Annotated in this window: 18 protein-coding genes; 9 read left to right on the top strand and 9 right to left on the bottom strand. The window is 48.6% G+C overall.

The features are described 5' to 3' along the window. Positions 1–2: 2 nt before the first annotated feature. From NT002_04805 to NT002_04770, 8 genes are all read left to right on the top strand, one after another. Complete coding sequence (locus tag NT002_04805) at positions 3–2,108, top strand: acetate--CoA ligase family protein (GenBank protein MCX6828583.1); 2,106 nt, start codon at positions 3–5, stop codon at positions 2,106–2,108. 73 nt (positions 2,109–2,181) lie between these two features. Then, entirely contained in the window at positions 2,182–2,664 is a 483-nt protein-coding gene (locus NT002_04800; protein ID MCX6828582.1) for a DUF3566 domain-containing protein, read from the top strand. A 48-nt stretch (positions 2,665–2,712) separates the two neighbouring features. Further along, positions 2,713–4,161, top strand: a complete 1,449-nt coding sequence (gene gltX / locus NT002_04795; GenBank protein ID MCX6828581.1) for a glutamate--tRNA ligase — start codon at positions 2,713–2,715, stop codon at positions 4,159–4,161. Positions 4,162–4,164: 3 nt separating this feature from the next. Beyond that, on the top strand, positions 4,165–4,332 hold the full coding sequence (locus tag NT002_04790; GenBank protein ID MCX6828580.1) for a hypothetical protein: 168 nt from the start codon (positions 4,165–4,167) through the stop codon (positions 4,330–4,332). Between the two features lie 21 nt (positions 4,333–4,353). Beyond that, positions 4,354–4,857 (top strand): ferritin family protein, encoded by a 504-nt coding sequence (locus tag NT002_04785; GenBank protein MCX6828579.1) that lies wholly within the window; start codon positions 4,354–4,356, stop codon positions 4,855–4,857. Positions 4,858–5,047: 190 nt separating this feature from the next. Then, positions 5,048–5,494 (top strand): redoxin domain-containing protein, encoded by a 447-nt coding sequence (locus NT002_04780; protein ID MCX6828578.1) that lies wholly within the window; start codon positions 5,048–5,050, stop codon positions 5,492–5,494. Positions 5,495–5,566: 72 nt separating this feature from the next. Then, positions 5,567–6,646: a quinolinate synthase NadA gene (gene nadA, locus NT002_04775; protein MCX6828577.1), complete on the top strand. Its 1,080-nt coding sequence runs from the start codon at positions 5,567–5,569 to the stop codon at positions 6,644–6,646. Positions 6,647–6,920: 274 nt separating this feature from the next. Further along, on the top strand, positions 6,921–8,228 hold the full coding sequence (locus NT002_04770; GenBank protein MCX6828576.1) for an FG-GAP-like repeat-containing protein: 1,308 nt from the start codon (positions 6,921–6,923) through the stop codon (positions 8,226–8,228). An 80-nt stretch (positions 8,229–8,308) separates the two neighbouring features. Here the strand turns inward: NT002_04770 and NT002_04765 are convergent, their stop codons facing one another. Genes NT002_04765 through NT002_04745 form a run of 5 tightly spaced genes read right to left on the bottom strand, consistent with a single transcriptional unit; the run spans position 8,309 to position 12,436 of the window. Continuing rightward, positions 8,309–9,196 (bottom strand): DMT family transporter, encoded by an 888-nt coding sequence (locus NT002_04765; protein ID MCX6828575.1) that lies wholly within the window; start codon positions 9,194–9,196, stop codon positions 8,309–8,311. After that, the gene (lgt, locus tag NT002_04760) at positions 9,193–10,011 is read right to left on the bottom strand and encodes a prolipoprotein diacylglyceryl transferase (GenBank protein MCX6828574.1); all 819 of its coding nucleotides are present in this window, start codon (positions 10,009–10,011) and stop codon (positions 9,193–9,195) included. Before lgt ends, NT002_04765 begins: the two co-directional genes overlap by 4 nt. Beyond that, positions 10,001–10,912, bottom strand: coding sequence for a phosphatase PAP2 family protein (locus NT002_04755; protein ID MCX6828573.1), 912 nt, complete (start codon positions 10,910–10,912; stop codon positions 10,001–10,003). The genes lgt and NT002_04755 overlap by 11 nt, the downstream gene beginning before the upstream one ends. Then, positions 10,905–11,621, bottom strand: a complete 717-nt coding sequence (rsmI, locus tag NT002_04750; GenBank protein ID MCX6828572.1) for a 16S rRNA (cytidine(1402)-2'-O)-methyltransferase — start codon at positions 11,619–11,621, stop codon at positions 10,905–10,907. The genes NT002_04755 and rsmI overlap by 8 nt, the downstream gene beginning before the upstream one ends. 5 nt (positions 11,622–11,626) lie before the next feature. Continuing rightward, a complete protein-coding gene (locus NT002_04745; GenBank protein MCX6828571.1) occupies positions 11,627–12,436 on the bottom strand; it encodes an NAD+ synthase in 810 nt (269 codons plus the stop codon). A gap of 149 nt (positions 12,437–12,585) precedes the next feature. Here NT002_04745 and NT002_04740 point away from each other — a divergent pair, with 149 nt between their 5' ends. Beyond that, positions 12,586–13,008 carry a single-stranded DNA-binding protein gene (locus NT002_04740; GenBank protein ID MCX6828570.1) on the top strand — a complete coding sequence of 141 codons (423 nt, stop codon included), beginning with the start codon at positions 12,586–12,588 and terminating at the stop codon, positions 13,006–13,008. Positions 13,009–13,526: 518 nt separating this feature from the next. On the opposite strand, the gene lpxD is transcribed toward NT002_04740, so the two are convergent. Genes lpxD through rplU form a run of 4 tightly spaced genes read right to left on the bottom strand, consistent with a single transcriptional unit; the run spans position 13,527 to position 17,923 of the window. Further along, a complete protein-coding gene (gene lpxD, locus NT002_04735; GenBank protein MCX6828569.1) occupies positions 13,527–14,540 on the bottom strand; it encodes a UDP-3-O-(3-hydroxymyristoyl)glucosamine N-acyltransferase in 1,014 nt (337 codons plus the stop codon). An 11-nt stretch (positions 14,541–14,551) separates the two neighbouring features. Continuing rightward, positions 14,552–15,079 carry an OmpH family outer membrane protein gene (locus NT002_04730; GenBank protein ID MCX6828568.1) on the bottom strand — a complete coding sequence of 176 codons (528 nt, stop codon included), beginning with the start codon at positions 15,077–15,079 and terminating at the stop codon, positions 14,552–14,554. A 40-nt stretch (positions 15,080–15,119) separates the two neighbouring features. After that, on the bottom strand, positions 15,120–17,582 hold the full coding sequence (gene bamA / locus NT002_04725) for an outer membrane protein assembly factor BamA (GenBank protein ID MCX6828567.1): 2,463 nt from the start codon (positions 17,580–17,582) through the stop codon (positions 15,120–15,122). Between the two features lie 20 nt (positions 17,583–17,602). Next, positions 17,603–17,923 (bottom strand): 50S ribosomal protein L21, encoded by a 321-nt coding sequence (gene rplU / locus NT002_04720; GenBank protein ID MCX6828566.1) that lies wholly within the window; start codon positions 17,921–17,923, stop codon positions 17,603–17,605. Between the last annotated feature and the right edge of the window lie 127 nt (positions 17,924–18,050).

Raw genomic sequence — 18,050 nt, 5'->3', positions numbered from 1 at the left:
TAATGAAAGGTATCGAATATATTTTCAAGCCGAAATCGGTGGCGGTTATCGGCGCTTCCACGCAAAAAGGGACTATCGGCAGGGAAATCCTACATAATATTATAGTCAATGAATTCAACGGGAAAGTCTTCCCGGTCAATCCTAAAGCCAGTGTCATCCATTCCATAAAATCCTATTCCACTGTCCTTGATGTTCCCGACTCAGTCGATCTGGCCATTATCGTTGTCCCGCGTGAGATTGTTCCGGCGGTAGCTGAGCAGTGTGGCCAGAAAGGGGTCAAAGGGTTAGTGACAATCTCGGCCGGATTCAGGGAGGTCGGCGGCCGGGGGGTGGAGCTGGAGAATCAGCTTCTCGGCATTGTCCATAAATATGGGATGCGGATGATCGGTCCCAATTGCTTCGGCGTTGTCAACACCGACCCTGAATACAGCCTCAACTGCACTTTCGGTAAGACCCGCGCTCTTCCCGGGCGGGTGGGCTTTATCTCCCAGTCCGGCGGACTCGGCGAGGCGATAATGAACCATGCCCGTGAACTCGGGCTTGGATTCTCAATGGTGGTTTCGATTGGCAATAAAGCCGATATTTCGGCCAATGATATTCTTGAATATTGGAAGGATGATCCGCATACCGATATTATTCTGCTTTATCTGGAGAATTTCGGCAATCCCCGGCATTTTACCAAGATTGCGCGCGAGATATCGCTCAAGAAACCGATTGTAGCGGTGAAAGCCGGCCGAACCCGGCAGGGAGCGGCGGCGGCTTCATCGCACACCGGCGCGCTGGCCGAGCTTGATGTCGGCGTTGACGCTTTGTTCGATCAATGCGGTGTTCTGCGCGTGTCATCTATCGAAGAGCTTTTTGATGTTGCTGCGGCGATGGCCAATCAGCCGATTCCCAAAGGGAACCGGGTGGCGATTGTCAGCAATGCCGGCGGCCCGGCCCTTCTGGCCACTGATGCGCTGGTCAGTCTGGGTATGACCCTGGCTCCATACACCGGTGAGACCAAACTGAAACTTAAGAAGGCTCTGACCGGTCAGGGTGAAGTAAATAACCCTCTGGATCTTGTCGCAGGAGCCGGAGGAGCCGAATTCAAAGCGGCTCTCAATGTGGTCAAGAATGATAAGAACTTCGATTCCATATTCACGATATTTGTACCACCGGTAACTATCGACCAAATGGAGGTTGCAAAGTCAATCTATGAAGGCGTTCAGGGAAGCAAGAAGCCGGTACTGACCTGCTTTATGGGCGCGGGCGAGGGTTCTGCCGCCGTTGATTATCTAAAAACTCACGGTGTGCCGGTTTATATTTTCCCTGAGGCGGTGGCCAAGACTCTTTCGCAAATTGATATTTATCGCCGATGGCTGGAACGGCCCAAAGGGAAATACAAGAATTTCTCGGTGGACAAGAAAGGTGTTCAGGAAATAATCGATCGCGCGGTCAAGAGGGGGGACAAGGCGATTATCGGGCGTGAGGCGCTGGAGATCTTATCCCGCTACGGCATCCCGTCCTCGCTCTACGAAATTGCTTCCACGGATAAGGAGGCGGTCGCGCTGGCGGAAAAAGTCGGCTATCCGGTCGTTCTGAAAATCAATACGCCGCAGATTCTACACAAAACCGAATTTGGCGCTGTGGTCGTGGATCTGCGAACCGCCAAGGAAGTCCGCGATACTTTTGTCACTCTCAAGAAAAAAGTCGGCACGCTGAAGAAGAACGAGAAGTTTTCGGTGGTGGTGCAGGCTATGGTCACCGGCGGGGTGGAAACGGTTATCGGTATGACCACCGATCCTTCATTTGGACCGCTGATCATGTTCGGCTTGGGCGGTATTTATGTGGAGATACTCAAGGATGTTGCTTTCCGGATAAATCCATTGAGCGATTTTGACGTCGATGAAATGATACGCAACCTTAAGTCATATCCGCTTCTAACCGGCTTCCGCGGCTCCATGCCGATCGATCTAATCACGCTTAAGGAATCGCTGTTGCGTCTTTCACAATTGGTATCGGATTTTGATCAGTTCTCCGAAATTGATATTAATCCCTTTATCGCCTGCTCCGCAAAAGGGAAATCGAAAGCTGTTGACGCCCGATTCATTATCCGGCAGAAATAGAGAAAGAAACCATACTCTTCATTTCATTGCCTCAGTGAAAGCTGAATGACTCAATAGAGGGAGGAAAAACTTCATGAAGCTGGAATTGAAATCAATCGGATACTGGTCTCTGATCAAAGTATCCTTTATAATCAACCTGATAGTCGGGTTTATCATCGGACTGTTTTTTGCCCTGTTTGTAGGGTTAATCTTCTCGGTCGCATCCAACCTGGGCGGAATGAAGATGATGCCTTTTCCCGAAGAGGGTATGCCCTCGGTGGGGATTCTTTTGATCATCTATCCTTTCCTTTTCGGATTTGGAGGCGCCATTATCAATACTATGATTTACTTGATAATAGCCTTCGTTTATAACACCGCCGCCAGGCTTATCGGGGGGTTTGAAATGGAATTCACCCAGGCTCCGGTGCAAATGGCGGCCGTTCCCCCAATACCGCCACCCGGGTACTATATGCCGCAGACTCCGCCACAGGCGCCACCGCCGCCTCCTCCGCCACCTCCACCGGTGGAACCACTGCCGCCTGATATTACTCCTCCTCCTGACAGCCAGACACCATGAGGTTTGCTTCTGACGAAGCGCAGGAATGATCATTTCTTGAAGGAAAACATGCCGGTAAGTGAAGTTAGAGTACGTATTGCACCCTCTCCATCAGGGTATCTTCACGTTGGAACTGCCCGGACAGCCATATTTAACTGGCTTTTTGCGCGGCATCACGGCGGCAAATTCATCATGAGGATTGAGGATACCGACAAAGAACGATCGGATTCCGATCTGGTCCAGCCGATTCTGGATGCTTTGAAATGGCTCGGAGTCGATTGGGATGAGGGGCCGTTCTTTCAATCCCAGAGGCTGGAAAGTTATAAACCATATGTCGAACGGCTGCTCGTCGGTGGTCATGCTTATCGGTGTTTTTGTTCTCCGCAGGAACTGGAGCAGGAAAGAGAAAAGGCGATGGCGGAGAAGCGGGCGCCGCGTTATGACCGCCGGTGCCTCTCCAAATCCGAGGCGGAAATCGCCGAGCTTATGGCGAGAAATATGCCATGTGCGGTACGTCTCAGAATCCCCGAAGGTGCCACCACTTATGAGGACATGGTGCTGGGGAATATTACGCGGCAGAATGATGAAATCGAGGATCTGGTCATCTGCCGCGGCGATGGCCGGGCTGTTTATAATATGGCTGTTGTGGTAGATGATTACGAGATGGGCATCACCCATGTTATCCGCGGCAATGACCACATCAGCAACACTTTCAAGCAGATTCATATTTATCGTTCATTAGGAATTGAACCACCCCGCTTTGCGCATGTGCCGCTGATTCTTCGCCCCGACAAGCGGAAAGTCTCCAAACGCCTCGGTGATAAAGATGTCGCCGAGTACGGCAAAGAGGGGATACTCCCGGAAGCGTTGTTTAATTTTCTCTGTCTGCTGGGATGGTCGCCCAAAGATGACCGTGAGCTTATCCGCCGGGAAGATTTGGTGAGAATATTTCTCCTGAAAAATGTTACCGCCGCCAATCCGATATTCAATGAGGAAAAGCTGGAGGCGCTCAACAAAGAGTACATCAAGCTGACTCCCGATTATAAGTTGGCCGAGATGGTTGCGCCGCTTTTGGTCAACGCCGGCTTCACTACAAAGTACTGGTTGGAAACCAGGTGGAATTACTTAATTCAGGTGGTGGCGCTGCTGAAGGAGAGATGCCGCCGCGTGACCGATTTTGTGAGCATGAGCGAATATTTCTTCCACTCGGAATTTAAGTATAATTCCGAGGAAGTGAAGAATCAGTTTAATCCCCAATCGCAGCAATATCTTGAGAAACTCTGCGAACGTTTTTCTGCGCTGGAAAACTTCACCAAGGAAAATCTGGAAACGGCGCTGGGAACTCTGGCCGAGGAATTGGCGGTCAAAAAGGGTCAGCTGATACATCCAACACGGCTGGCGGTCTCTGGAATGGCGGTCGGTCCTGGCCTGTACGATCTTCTGGTGACTCTGGGAAAAGATGAGGTTATTAAGCGTCTGAAAAGGGCAGTACAATATATCCAAAGTTTTGGAGGTTGAAATATGGATGAGAAAATCAAATTGGAAAAAGAGATACAGGAGCTGGAGAAAAAATTGGCCAATGACCATTTCGGGGGACTGCTGAATAAAGCACAGCACAATAAAGATATGAATCGTCTCAAAAAATTGAAAAAGGAGCTGGAGAAGTTTCAGGGGCGAAAAGCCAAATAGAAATAAAACTGGAGAAATCGAATGGATAAAGATGTTTTCAAAGATAAAGCAGCATTGTTGAAAAACGCTATTAAAGGGGAGGAAGACGGCATTGCTTTTTATGACCTTCTGGCCGACCGTGCGGTCAATCCGGAGGCCAGACGGCGGCTGGAGAATCTCCGTGACGACGAGAAGCGTCACAAATCACTGCTGACAAATCTCTATCGCAAATATGTCGGCGGTGAGATCGGCGCTCTTCCGGCGCAGGGGATTGGTCCCTTAGCCAAGGCGTTCGATAAAGGAAAACTCAAAATCTTTAAATCGGAGATGGAATATATTAGCCTAGCCATTGAAACCGAACTGGCTGCAACCCGATTCTATAAAGAAGGAAAAGAAGCGATCGGCGAAAAAGAATTTGCCGAGATCTTGCATCAGTTGTCCGAGGAGGAGAATAGTCATTATGAAATCCTGATGGCCGAAAAGGAAGCAATGGCCGGGAATTATCATTGGTTTTCCTCCGACTTTGGCGCCCCTATGGAGGATTAATTTCCGGAGGAAATGCAACCATGCGCTGGATTTGTGCCGATTGCAGATATGTCCATATAGATAATGCACCGCCCGGGCATTGTCCTATTTGCGGGGCGGCATCAGAACAGTTTTCGAAAGTTCAAAATTGATTACCGTGGGAAAAGATCCGATGTTCAATCCGTTTAAGAAGAAATTGAAAATAGGTGACATGGCGCCTGATTTTTATCTGCCATCACATTTGGGGGGGAGAATCAAACTGTCCGGTTTCAGAGGCAAAAAAAATGTCCTGGTCGCTTTCTATCCTCTGGACTGGACCCCGGTCTGAACCAATCAGATACCGGCTTATGACCGCGACCTGAAGCGGTTCGAAAGCCTGGATACTCAGGTTCTGGGTATTTCAGTCGACACCATTCCCTGCCACCAGGCTTGGCAGAAATCGCTGGGCGGTATTTCTTATCCGCTTCTTTCCGATTTCTGGCCGCATGGTAAAGTCGGCCGGGAATATGGTGTCCTCACTGAAGACGGATTCTGTGATCGAGTTGTTTTCATTATTGATAAGAAAGGTGTCATACATCATATAGATATTCTGGGAGTCGATAAACTGCCGGATACGGAAAAGACTTTTCAGATTTTAGCTGATCTTAATAAATTGTAGCCGCCCGATTTATTGCCGTTTGGTTGCCATCCGACGTATATTATTGTTGAATTGAAAGGTGATGAGATAAAAATGTATTTTGCTCTGCCCAAAGAGTATCGTGAAGCAACTCCTCCGGAATTGAGGGAGCGGATTCTGGCCGCCAAGGCGAAATTGGGCGGACGTTCCATTATTCTGACCCATCATTATCAACGGCTCGAGGTGGTCGAATTGGGCGATGCGGTCGGTGACTCCTACGGTCTTTCCAAAATCGCCGCCTCACGGGATGATGTTGAATATATCTTTTTCTGCGGCGTGCATTTTATGGCCGAGGCGGCATATATATTATCCAAGGGGAAACAGAAAGTCTATCTGCCGAATCCCCTGGCTGGCTGCCCGATGGCCGATATGGCGGAAATGGCCGATGTTTTCGAGGCCTGGGAGGTGCTGGAGAACCTGGGCGGTGACAAGCGTATCATGCCGATTTCCTATATGAATTCCGCCGCCGGGCTTAAGGCCTTCTGTGGAAGACATGGCGGGCTGATCTGCACTTCCTCCAATGCCGATGCCGCCTACAAATATGGATTCGATCATCGCGAAAAGCTTTTCTTTTTCCCCGACCAGCATCTGGGATATAATACCGGCATAAAGTTCGGCCTCAAGCCGGGGGATATGGTCATCTGGGATTTCTCCCTCGAGAGAGGAGGTTTGACTGAGGAACAGATTGATAAGGCACGAGTGATCCTCTGGAAAGGTCACTGCCATGTCCATACAAATTTCAAGGCCGAGCATGTACATAAAACCCGCGAGAAATATCCGGAGGTGAAGGTTGTTGTTCATCCGGAGTGTCCTCACGAGGTGGTGGCGCTGGCCGATGCCGCCGGCTCGACCAGCTTCATCGTCAAATATGTGGAATCACAGCCGCCCGGTTCGGTGATTGCCATTGGCACTGAAATAAATCTCATTAATCGGCTGGCGCATAAACATCCGGAACTGAAAATACTGGAGCTTTCCGGCCAGACCTGTGCGGTTTGCGCCAATATGTATCGAACAACTATCAATGATCTGGCCTACTGTCTGGAGAATTTTGAGGAAATCAGACCTATTACCGTGCCCGACGACACCAAAACCTACGCCCTGATAGCTCTGGAACGGATGCTGGAAGTTCATTAGAGAGGAAGCTCTCATCAGATTCAGCTCATTATAAGATGAAGCATCAATTCAACCGGTTTGCTTATTTTATTGTTTGTCAATGCGTTACCCATTGGGCGCCCCATCTTTCTTGACAAATGTGGTCTGTCTGAGTATATTATTATGGATTAATGAAATAGTCGGCTTTGGGGTTAAGTCCGCTATTCGAAATGGCTTCTCTGCTTAGGACATCCTGAGAGCCAGTGATAGCTCTACTTCAAATTGCGACTTTTCTATTGCGGAGTGTCTGAGAACAATGAAAAGTTTCCTGCTTGCGGCAACCATTATTGTCATCGCAGGCGCGGCTATCGGTTTCAATCTGTTCTTTGGCGGTCGGGTTGATTACCCTGTTGGTGATAATCCCCGCGGCATCGCCGCAGCCGACTTTGATGGTGACGGCGATTTCGATCTGGCGGTGGCTAATAATGGGGTCACAAGCAGCAATGTCTCGTTATTGAAAAACAATGGCGAGGGAATTTTCCAGGCCGCGGTGAATTATCCGGCCGGGATTGGGCCTAACGGCATTTTTGCCGCCGATTTCGATGGCGATAATGACAAAGACCTGGCCGTGGCCAATGGCGGCAGCGATAATATATCCATTCTAATCAATAATGGCGATGGGACGTTTCTGCCCAAAGTGGATTATGCCGCCGGTGATAATCCCTATTCGGTCTGGGCGGCCGATCTCGACGGTGATAGTGATTTTGACCTGGCTACTGCCAATGGTTATTCCGACAATATTTCGATACTCTTAAACAACGGCAACGGGACTTTTCAAACTCCGGTTAATTATCCGGCAGGTGACAATCCCCAAAAAGTATCCGCCGCTGATCTTGATGGCGACCTTGATATTGACATGGCGGTGGCCAATTACTCCTCAAATAATGTGAGTATATTCAAAAACAATGGCAACGGGATTTTCCAGGCGGCCGTCAATTATCCTGTCGGAACTAATCCTCTGTCGGTTTTTCCAGCCGACCTCGATGATGACGGTGATATTGATTTAACGGTGGCTAATTATACCGATGACAATGTTTCGGTGCTGATGAATAATGGCGACGGCACCTTTGCAATTGCAGTTAACTACGGAGTTGCTTTTGGCCCTCGTGCCGTGGGAGCGGCCGACCTCGATGGCGACGGCGACAGAGAACTGGTCGCGGCTGATGCCTCTTGCGATAGTGTCTCTTTCCTTGAAAACAAAGGGGATGGAACCTTTCGCCCGGCGATTAATTTCGCCGTCGGTACATATCCCCGTGCGCTTATACTGGCGGCTCTTGATAGCGACGCTGATAAAGACCTGGCGGTGGCCAACGGCGGCTCGGACAATGTCACCATACTATTCAATTCAAGCACTTATCCTTTTATTTGCGGCGATGCCAATGGGAACGGCCTGGTCAACATCCAGGACATTACCTTTGTTATAGCTTTTCTCTATAAAGGGGGCCCGGCTCCAAATCCTATGAACGCCGCAAATGTCAACGGCATCGGGGTTGTGAATATCCAGGATATCACTTATCTGATAAATTACCTCTATAAGCATGGCCTGGCTCTCGATTGCCCATAGGTGCAATTCAACTTATTGCATTTTCTGAGATAGATGGGAAGCGGTTTATCTGCGGCGAATTCCTGTTTGTATCCGGCAGTCTAATTGGTCTTGCGCGAGAACCTATCTTCCGCCAATTTTACGACGACAACCCCTCCAATAATCAACGCACCCCCCAGCCACTCAACTGGCATCGGGTAAGTTCTTAATATCAGAAAGGCAAAGAGTGCCGTACAGATCGGTGTCGCCTGTGTTATGAGTGCCGCCCGCGAGATGTTTATGCGCTTGAGGGCCATCTGATATGTTGCCCGCGCCAGGACGGGGAGAAGCAACCCCGCCGCCATGGTCAATAGAAGAATATCAATCCCGGGTAGAAAGAAGGCCTCTTTTCTATAAACGATTATTATATAGAAGATAGGAATCAGGAATAGATTGCGATAAAAAAGAAATGAGGCCGTGCCGATCCGGGCAATATTGTGCTTGATAATTATCTCGGCACCGGCAAAGAAGAATGAAGAGAGCACCATCAGGGTGGCGCCCTTTGATATGGTCAGATTGGTTCCATATTTGAGAATGAAAACGCCGCCCAGTGCAACCGCCCCGCCGAGAATCTCAATAAAAAGTAACTTCTCTTTCAGTATCATATAAGCCAACGCCACGGTTAATACGACCTCAAATCGGGACAAAAACGAGACAGTGGCCGGTTCCATGAGCTTAAGGGCGGTCATATTCAGAGACATCGCCATTGCAAAGATAATGGCCAGAAAAAAAGTCAGCCCCAATATCTTGACATTGACCTGCCGGATTTCATCCCGTTCACGTTTACGTAAGAGCGGCACCGATGAAAATATCCACGCAAAAAGAAACATATAGAAATTGAATAATTCCGGGCTGATGCGCTCGAGCGCCCCTTTGGCGGGAATATTCCCCAGACCGCAGGCGACAGCGCAGGCCAGAGCAGACAGATCTCCGGCACGCTGTGATTTCATCGGGTGATATTCCGCGCCACGGCTCGATTCCTGAGGTACTGCGTGATGTAAATCATCAGACCGGCCACAAAGAGCATGATTGAAATGACTTGATTATAGGTCGGTTTCATGCCCAAAAAGGCGAAGGTCATTTCCGCCTCATAGTACCGGATATATTCTATTAGATACCGGAAAATAGCCTCCACCATAAAAAGCAGGCTGACTACCTGGCCATCGAATTGCCTGTGTTTCAGGCGCCAGTGCAGCAACAGAAACAGGAGCAGACCGTAGAGAGAACTATATAATTGTGCAGGGTGGAGATTCTCCGCTCCAAAAACATAAAAGGGAATTGAGTCAGGGGGAAAAACAACCCCCCAGGGAAGGTTAGTCGGGGTGCCAAAACAACAGCCATTGAGAAAGCATCCCAGGCGTGTGAAGATCAATCCCAGGGCGACAGTCGGGGCGAATAGATCGAATGTCGATAGTAGCGGCAGTCTCTTCCAGCGAACATAAGAGAGAGTAAGAACAATGGCAGTGAGAATACCGCCATATAGATTCAACCCGGCGATTCCGAATTGCCCCGCGTGAAAGGGATTTATCGAGGCAAGCCAGTCGTTCTTGAACTCATCAAGATGGAAAAGGACATAAAACAGGCGGGCCCCGATAACGCCTCCGAATATCATAATATAGGCGATGGTCAGAAGAGGTTCAAAATCAAGTTTCCTTTTCTGAGATGTCCTGTACACATAGTATAATCCCAGCAGAAAGGAAAAGGTCAGCATCAGGCCATATCCTCTTATCGCGATGGGGCCGATTTTGAAAAGTTCAGGAAACATAACTTATCGCTTCCTTCTTGATATTCTCATTACGAAGAATTGTTCGGTCGAATCTATGATAATATTTCATGGTCAGATAAATCATGGCAGTACCGATTATGGCGCCGACCACCACATCGGAGACATAATGAAAACGTCCATAAACTGTCCCCAACGCCAGCCCGATATTTATCGTTACTAAGAAGAAGGCTGTCCTGGGATAAGCCCGCACAGTGTAATACATCATCACCAGCGCCACCGCGACATGCGATGAGGGCATGCAGCCGCCGTGCACCGCGCCTTTGTTGATGGCTATATCCACGAGGGGCCGGAAAATGATGCCCTTGATTGCATGGGTGTACTGCCCGGCAAGATACCAGCGCGGTCCCTCGATAGGATAGAGAAGGAATAGAAAGTATGAAACAAAGAAAGTCAGGCAGATGGCGGTTAAAGCCGGCTTGATAATATCATATCGTTTCAGCAGGAACATACCGAGAAGAAAAATCGGCAGCATGGTATAATAGGAAAAATAGCAGAAACTCAGGATCTCGGTCAACCAGATATTGATAAAATTCTTATCCAGCCAGAGGCTCGGATCAATCCCGAAAATCGTGGATTCAAAAGCGATCAGCTGACGGTCAAGAAAATCCGGGAAGATTAATTTCATCAACCCGCCGGTCTGTTCATAAAATAGGGTAAAAAGCAATCCGGGATAAAGGATGCGGAAGAAGAGGACAAGACGATTCCCGCTATGATTAAGAAATTGCACTATCAGGATGACTAATATTACAACGGCGGCGTTTATAAGCAGTTCGTCATAATATCCCGAGAGCGGTCGTCCGAATATCAGAATCAATCCCGAGAGAAGCATCATATATGCGATTATGGCGATATCGAACGGATAAATGGCTTTTTTAGTCATCTTCTTTCCCCTTTTTCTTATCCGCCCCTGCCACTAACAGCACTATCTCGCCTTTAATTTTCTTGGACTGCAATCTCGATGAAATTTCCGAAAGACTTCCTCGTATGAATTCCTCATAAATTTTCGATATTTCGCGCGCCACACAGGCCTGTCTGTCGCCCAGAATCACCCGGACATCTTCAACTGTTCGCTCGATTCGAAACGGTGACTCATAAAAGATAAGAGTATGTTCTAGCTCCTTAAGCTTTTCAAGTCGATTTTTTCTGGCGCCCGATTTATTTGGCAAAAAGCCCTCGAAAAAGAAACGATCGAGCGGCAGGCCGGAGCCGGTGAGAGCGGGAAGGAGGGCATTAGCGCCCGGCAGGGGAGAAACCGTGATATTATTATCGATGGCGGCTCGTATGATGCGATAAGCCGGGTCGGAAAGGCCGGGAGAGCCGGCATCGGTAATCACCGAGACATCTCCTCCTTCCTGAAGAATTTTCAGGAGCATCGGCAAGCGGGCCTGTTCATTGAAATCGTGATAGCTGATAAGTCTCTTTTTCAGGCAAAAGTGGGCGAGAAGCCGTCCTGAAAGACGGGTATCTTCACAGGCGATAATTTCTGATGATGCCAGAACTTCCAGCGCACGGGCTGTTATGTCTCCCAAATTGCCAATGGGCGTGGGAACCAGAAAAAGTTTACCCGGAATATGATTATTAGATTCCATCGGAATCAGAAGATAATAATTTTATCCGGAATCGGCTTCAAGCCAGTATCAGCGATTTCCGGAAGATGCCGCTTGAAATATGATCTATTCAAAAGAGTGACCGCCCGATCGATGAAACGGTCATCAAACCCGGCCGCATTCAGCTTTTTACGGTCGGTAATGCCGCGATCTATCATCATGAACAGCAGATTGTCCACCCGGTCATATTCAAGACCGAGCTCACCTTCGTCGGTCTGCCCGGGCCAGAGGTCGGCGGTGGGAGGCTTGGTCAATATTGCCTCGGATATTTCATAATGGCGCGCTAACTGCCTGACCTGGGACTTATAAAGCATGCCGATTGGATTCACGGAACAGGCTACGTCGCCATACCAGGTCCCATAACCCAGAGAAATTTCGGTTCGATTGGATGTCCCGAGAACAAGGAGGTGATACTCGAAAGCCTTGTCGAAAAGAATCGACATCCTCTCCCGGGCCATTTTGTTACCGGCCCGAACCGGGTCTATTTTCCGAATATCTCCAATATAGGCGTCAATCATCGGCGTGATTTCCACCTTCTCCGTCTTTATTTCGTATTGGGCGGCAAATTCGAGAGCATCTTTTTCGGATTGATGAGAGGAGCGGGCGTAAGGCAAAATCAGGCCCAGAATTTTCGTGACGCCGACCGCCCTGACCCCAATCGCCGCCGATAGGGAAGAGTCAATCCCGCCGGAAAGGCCTACAATATATCCCGCCAGGCCCGATTCGCGCAGCTTCAGAGCCAGAAATTGTTCCAGCCGGCCGGCGACTTCCTTTTCATTTAGACGCAATAATTCCATATTTCCGCTTTCTGAATGTCAGAAAAGATAATACGCCCTGTGATTGACAACAAGCAAAAAAGATGGTATAAGTGATATGTTATTGACAGGGGAAGACAGGGCTTTTATATTGGGCGCAATAATCTTAAAGCAGAAGGAAGGTATCTTTTATGGCCGGAATCAATAAGGCTATTCTTATCGGCAATCTGGGCAAGGACCCGGAACTTCGTTATACCCCGGGAGGACAGGCAGTGGCCTCGTTTTCCTTGGCGACATCGGAGAAATGGAAAGACAAAAGCGGAGTCCTTCAGGATCGAACCGAGTGGCATAATATCATCGTCTGGGGTCGGATGGCCGAGATGGTTAAAGAATATCTTGCCAAAGGAAGACAGGTCTATATAGAGGGCAGGATTCAAACGCGGTCGTGGGAGGATAAGGAAGGAAACAAGCGGTATACCACCGAAATTGTGGCCCAGAGAGTTCAGTTTCTGGGCAGCCGCGAGGCAGCCGAAGTGCCGCCGAGAGCTGATGCGCAGACCGAAGCCCCACCGGTAAATGATTTAGGCTCGGAAGACGAAGACCTGCCGTTCTAGTAATTCATCTTGGTGCCGAAATTGGGAAGGGTTAGGCCGGTCGCCTGCCCCTCTTCATTTCATGGTGGATTTGGTTGCACAGACTGAAATATGGGCATCTCATCGGGACAATCAAGAAAGCGGCAATTAATCGTTCTCTATGTCATTGCGCTGGCTGGGGGGGTGTTTGTAATTATCTTCTGGCTGGCCGGAATTATTCTCTGGCTCATTGTCGTAGGAATTGGATTATACTTTTTTGTCCGCTGGCACGCCGAAAATAGCGCTTACCTTTGTTACAAATGCGGACACCTTTTCGTTATTTCTGCTTTGACTGACTTTATTTCCCCTCATTTTCCGGATAAGAAATTGCTCAAATGCCCCCAATGCCATGAAAGCTCATGGTGCCGCGAGAAAAACTTCGGCAAAAAGAGACCCGCATTTGCGAGAATATGGTATCTTTTTCTTCTCGATTACAGCATTAAGGATATATTCGGAGTTATCGAAGGATTTCCTGACTTTACACTCGGCACCCCTAGAAGCTATTTCTTTTCTTCCAGTTCTCGCACCCGTCTGAATAACTCCGGCAGGCGGCTCAAACAGGCCTCGATACGTTTCGTGCTCATTATTTCGCGGGCAGGATAGCCGAAATAGGATTTCCCGGCGGGAATACTGTGGCTTACCCCCGATTGAGCGCCGACCATGACGCCATCACCCAACTCGATATGTCCCACCAGACCGACCTGCCCGGCCAGAATAACACCGTTCCCCAGTCTGGTCGAGCCGGAGATGCCGACCTGAGAGACAATGATGCAATTCTCGCCTAATTCAACATTGTGCGCTATCTGCACCAGGTTGTCGATTTTGCACCCGCGTCCGATTTTTGTCGGACCAAGGGCACCCCGGTCGATAGTGCAATTGGCCCCGATTTCGACCTCGGAGTCAATTTCCACCCAGCCGACCTGCTTGACTTTCTTGATGCCTCTCTCATGGCGTGCGTATCCGAATCCGTCGGCGCCGACAACTGTGCCGCCATGGATAATAACATTATTGCCTAATTTGGTGTCATCCAGAAGAATCACCCCGGGATAAAGCCGGCAATCATGGCCGATTTTGACCCTGTTGCCGATATGAACCTGCGGGGCGATAAAGGCATTTTCGCCGATAAGAGTATCTTCGCCTACAAAGCTCAGAGCACCGATAGAGTAATTGCCGCCGATTTTTGCGCTGGCCGCGATTATTGCGCTCGGGTCAATTCCTTTGAGGATTGGCTCTTCCGGGGGATAAAGGGCATCGAGTATGAGCGCGAATGCCAAGTAGGGGTTTTTGTGATGAATGACCGGTATGCGGTCAAAAGTGACATCATCAGCCAAAACGACCGCCGAGGCGGCGGTCGTCGCGAGGAATCTCTGATACTTCTTGTTGGCTACAAATGTGATCTGGCCGGCACAGGCGGTCTCGATGGGGGCGGCGGAAGCGATTTCAATTTCACCATTGCCGGATAATATACCGCCCGATATTTCAGCCAGCGTTTTAAGCCTGATGCCCAAGGTCATTCACCAGAAGCTCATTCGCCTTCAAGAACACCCAAGACCTTGATCGTGATGTCATAATCCTTCTTGGCGTAGGCCAGCCCGGTCGAATTGAAAACGAAATCGTAGTTTCCTTCAGTGGCCACCCGTTCGATGGCGGCGTTGATCTTCTCGAGCAGCGGCTTGACCAGTTCGCTATTCTTTCTTTCAGCCGTTCCGGCGGGACCGAATATTTCCTTGGTAAATGTATCCAGGGCTTGCCGCTTGGTATCGATAGCCGTCTCGCGCTCTTTTTTCTTTTCCGGCGAAAGGATGAGTTTCTGCTTATCATAATCAGCAATCATATCTTCAAGCTCTTTCTGCATTTCCTTGGCTTTATCATCCCACGCCTTGTATTCGGTATTGAATTCCTCCTGAGCTTTGGACCACTCTTTAAACTCGGAGAATATCTTGTCGGAATCGACATAGCCGAATTTACCGATTTGCGCCATCGCCGTGGAGGATATTCCTATCATGGCCCCAGCAAAAAGCATCGCCAACAGAATTGAATCTTTGCCTTTCATTATAATGCTCCTTATTTGTATTTTTATTCTGCGCCTTGGCCTATCTGAAAATAGTACCCGCCTGGAAATGAGGGTGCCAGGATTTCTTCTGACCGCGCTTTTCATCCAGCGGGTAACCAAAATCAAATCCGAGAGTCCCAATCCCCGGAACAACGAGCCGGAAACCAATTCCAACTCCTTTATAAAGATCTTTGAATTTGATATCGTTTCGACGCATCCATGAATTCCCCAGATCAAAGAAAAGAAGAGTATATAGCTGATTTTCGACTACCGGTATCTGGAGCTCAAAGTTCCCGACCAGCATGTACTTGCCCCGTACTTTGCTGTAGCTGTAAGCAGTGTCAAAATATGAATTGTTCAAAGGTATAGTGAGATTGGAATCAGCGTACTGACTATAGTTGAGTATCTTGCTCGTTACGCTGTCCGGAGTCAACGAGGCATCATCATAACCGCGGACCACTCCTTCATACTGGGTTCCGCCCGGTGAAAAACGATCTGATTCCAAAATCCTGTCGTCTCCCGCGGGAGAAGTGATAAAACCGTATGTCAATTTACTGGCCAGTGCCACTTTCCAGAAGATAGGAATAAATTTGGATACTTCTATTTTATGCCTCTGATATTGCCAATATCCTCCGAGCCAGTCGCCGGTGTTCTCAAATGTATAGGATAATATTGAACCTGAAGTGGCAAACTCGGGAAGATTGCGGCTGTCTCTCACAATCGACAACTCCAGCCCGGACGCGCTGAACCATTTCTCACCATAATCCCTTAGTGAGCCTGCAAGAAGTTTACCGTAATGATATTCGTATTTCCGGCTATTATCAGTCCTTATATAGTATTTGATCGAATCGATCACGCTGTACGCCTGACCGTAGAGATCGCTGAAATCGCTGAAACGGTCACCTTCCAAACGATACCGGGCATAGACACGGAAATAGTTATCGGGCCATTTAAGCCTTCGCCCGATACGCAATGACCCTCCGCGCCGACCTTCGGTATAGTCATCATACCATCGGCGATTCGTATAGTACAGATCGACGCCAACCGGCGTCGGCGTGGAAAACATCCACGGTTCCGTAAAAGATATGGTATAAGAGTTGAGACGGCTTCCAATATCAATATTAAATGATAAACTTTGACCCATTCCCCGGAAATTAGGAATGCCCAGGCTGATGGTGCCGACAAATTTGTCCTGGCCGGAATAACCGCCTCCGGCCGAAATCTGCCCGGTCGGTTTCTCGTCAACCTTGATCAGGAGGTCAACATCTCCCGAGGGGAGATCCGATATATCGGGCGTCACATTGGCAAAATAATTCAATTGCATAATATCGCGGACCGAGCGGATCAGAAGGGAGCGGTGGAAAACCTGCCCCGGCGACATCGAAATCTCGCGCCGGATGACCTTCTCTTTGGTCTTGGTGTTGCCGGTTATTTTGACCAGATTGACTTTGGAGGGAAGCCCTTCGACAATATCGAAAGTCACGTCAATGAGCGAGTCGCGGGTTTTGCGATCGTCAACAGCCCGGACATGCAGATAACCCTTTTCCTGATATAGGAAATAAATCTCGTATGTCGACTTATCGAATTTATCCAGGTCAAAAACCTGGCCTTCGCGATATTTAAGTACACTCGAAAGAGCTTTTTTGTCGAAAATCTCATTTCCTTTCCAATCAGTCTTGCCAAAATAGTAGCGCGGCCCTTCATATATGTCAAGATAAATGGTTACCATGTTGGCGGCGGAATCAATGGCCAGGGAGTCGCTTTTCAGATAAGCATCCAGATATCCCTGCTTGTGCAGGTATTCAGCGATTTTGTCCTTATCCTCCGGGTATTTATCCTTGTCAAAAGTGGAAGAGCGCAAAAAGCCCTTCTTACGATTTTTCATCTTGCCGATAATCTCTTTCGAGGAGACCCTCACATTTCCTGTCAGCACCACGCCGGCAACTTTAACCTTGAAGCTCTCCTCTATCTTATAGCTGAGATAAACCTGTGAGGAATCGCCTGAATACTTCAACTCATCTTCAACTCTGACGAGATAATACCCTTTTTCGGCATAAAGATTGGAAATCGCATTCTTCTTCTCGAAAATGACGCCGGACGAAAGATATCCTCCGACTTTGAGATTGAGTTTTTCTTCCAGGTTTTTTGACTTGATGGCCTTGTTTCCATTGAATTCCAGGCCGGCCAGTTGCGGAAGCTCCCGTACTTTAATGTTAAGTATGATGCCTCCGGTTACCTCTTCGGCGTCAAACTCAACATCTTTGAAAAAACCCAGCCCATAGAGCCTTTTGAGCGCCTCCTGGGTCGTGGTCGATGTTAACTGTTCGCCCTTCTTTATTCCCGCTACCGAAAGAATGATACTGGGGGAAGCGGCCTTATTCCCCTCCACTTTGACATCGACCACATTTAATGATTGGGCGAAGGCCACCGGCAATGCCATCATCCCCAGGAGTAATCCAAGGAACAAAAAGGGGAGAGCCGCTCCTCTTGATATTAAAAACACAATATTCCTTCTACCCTGAGTCAATTTTCCGGCGCAACGATTTTCATGATTTTGATTTCAGAATATTTCTGGCGATGGCCGAGATGCTTCCGATATTTGGTGCGTTTTTTAAACTTATAGATTTCTACTTTTTCCGCCTGTCCTTCGCTGATAACCTCGGCTTCGACCCGGGCCGAATTCAGGTAGGGAGTGCCAATAAGGGCATTTTCACCCTGCTTCACTAGGAGAACCCTCTCGATAGACACCATCTCTCCGGGCTTGATTGAGAGATACGGTACTTTCAAAATCGCGCCAAGCTCGGCGTTGAACTGCAAGCCACCCGACTCAAAAACTGCAAACATTGGAATCCTCCTCCTCTAAGCAGGTAATAATTTCAATTTCTTTATAAATCCAGTAAATTATCGATTTTCATCAGACTGTCAAGACAAAATTTAACCTATTATTTAATATAACCTTATAAAATCAGTC

The sequence above is a fragment of the Candidatus Zixiibacteriota bacterium genome, from assembly GCA_026397505.1.
GTDB lineage: Bacteria > Zixibacteria > MSB-5A5 > GN15 > PGXB01 > JAPLUR01.
The sequence above is the reverse complement of the archived record's forward strand: the minus strand, read 5'-3'. Positions and strand labels throughout refer to the sequence as shown.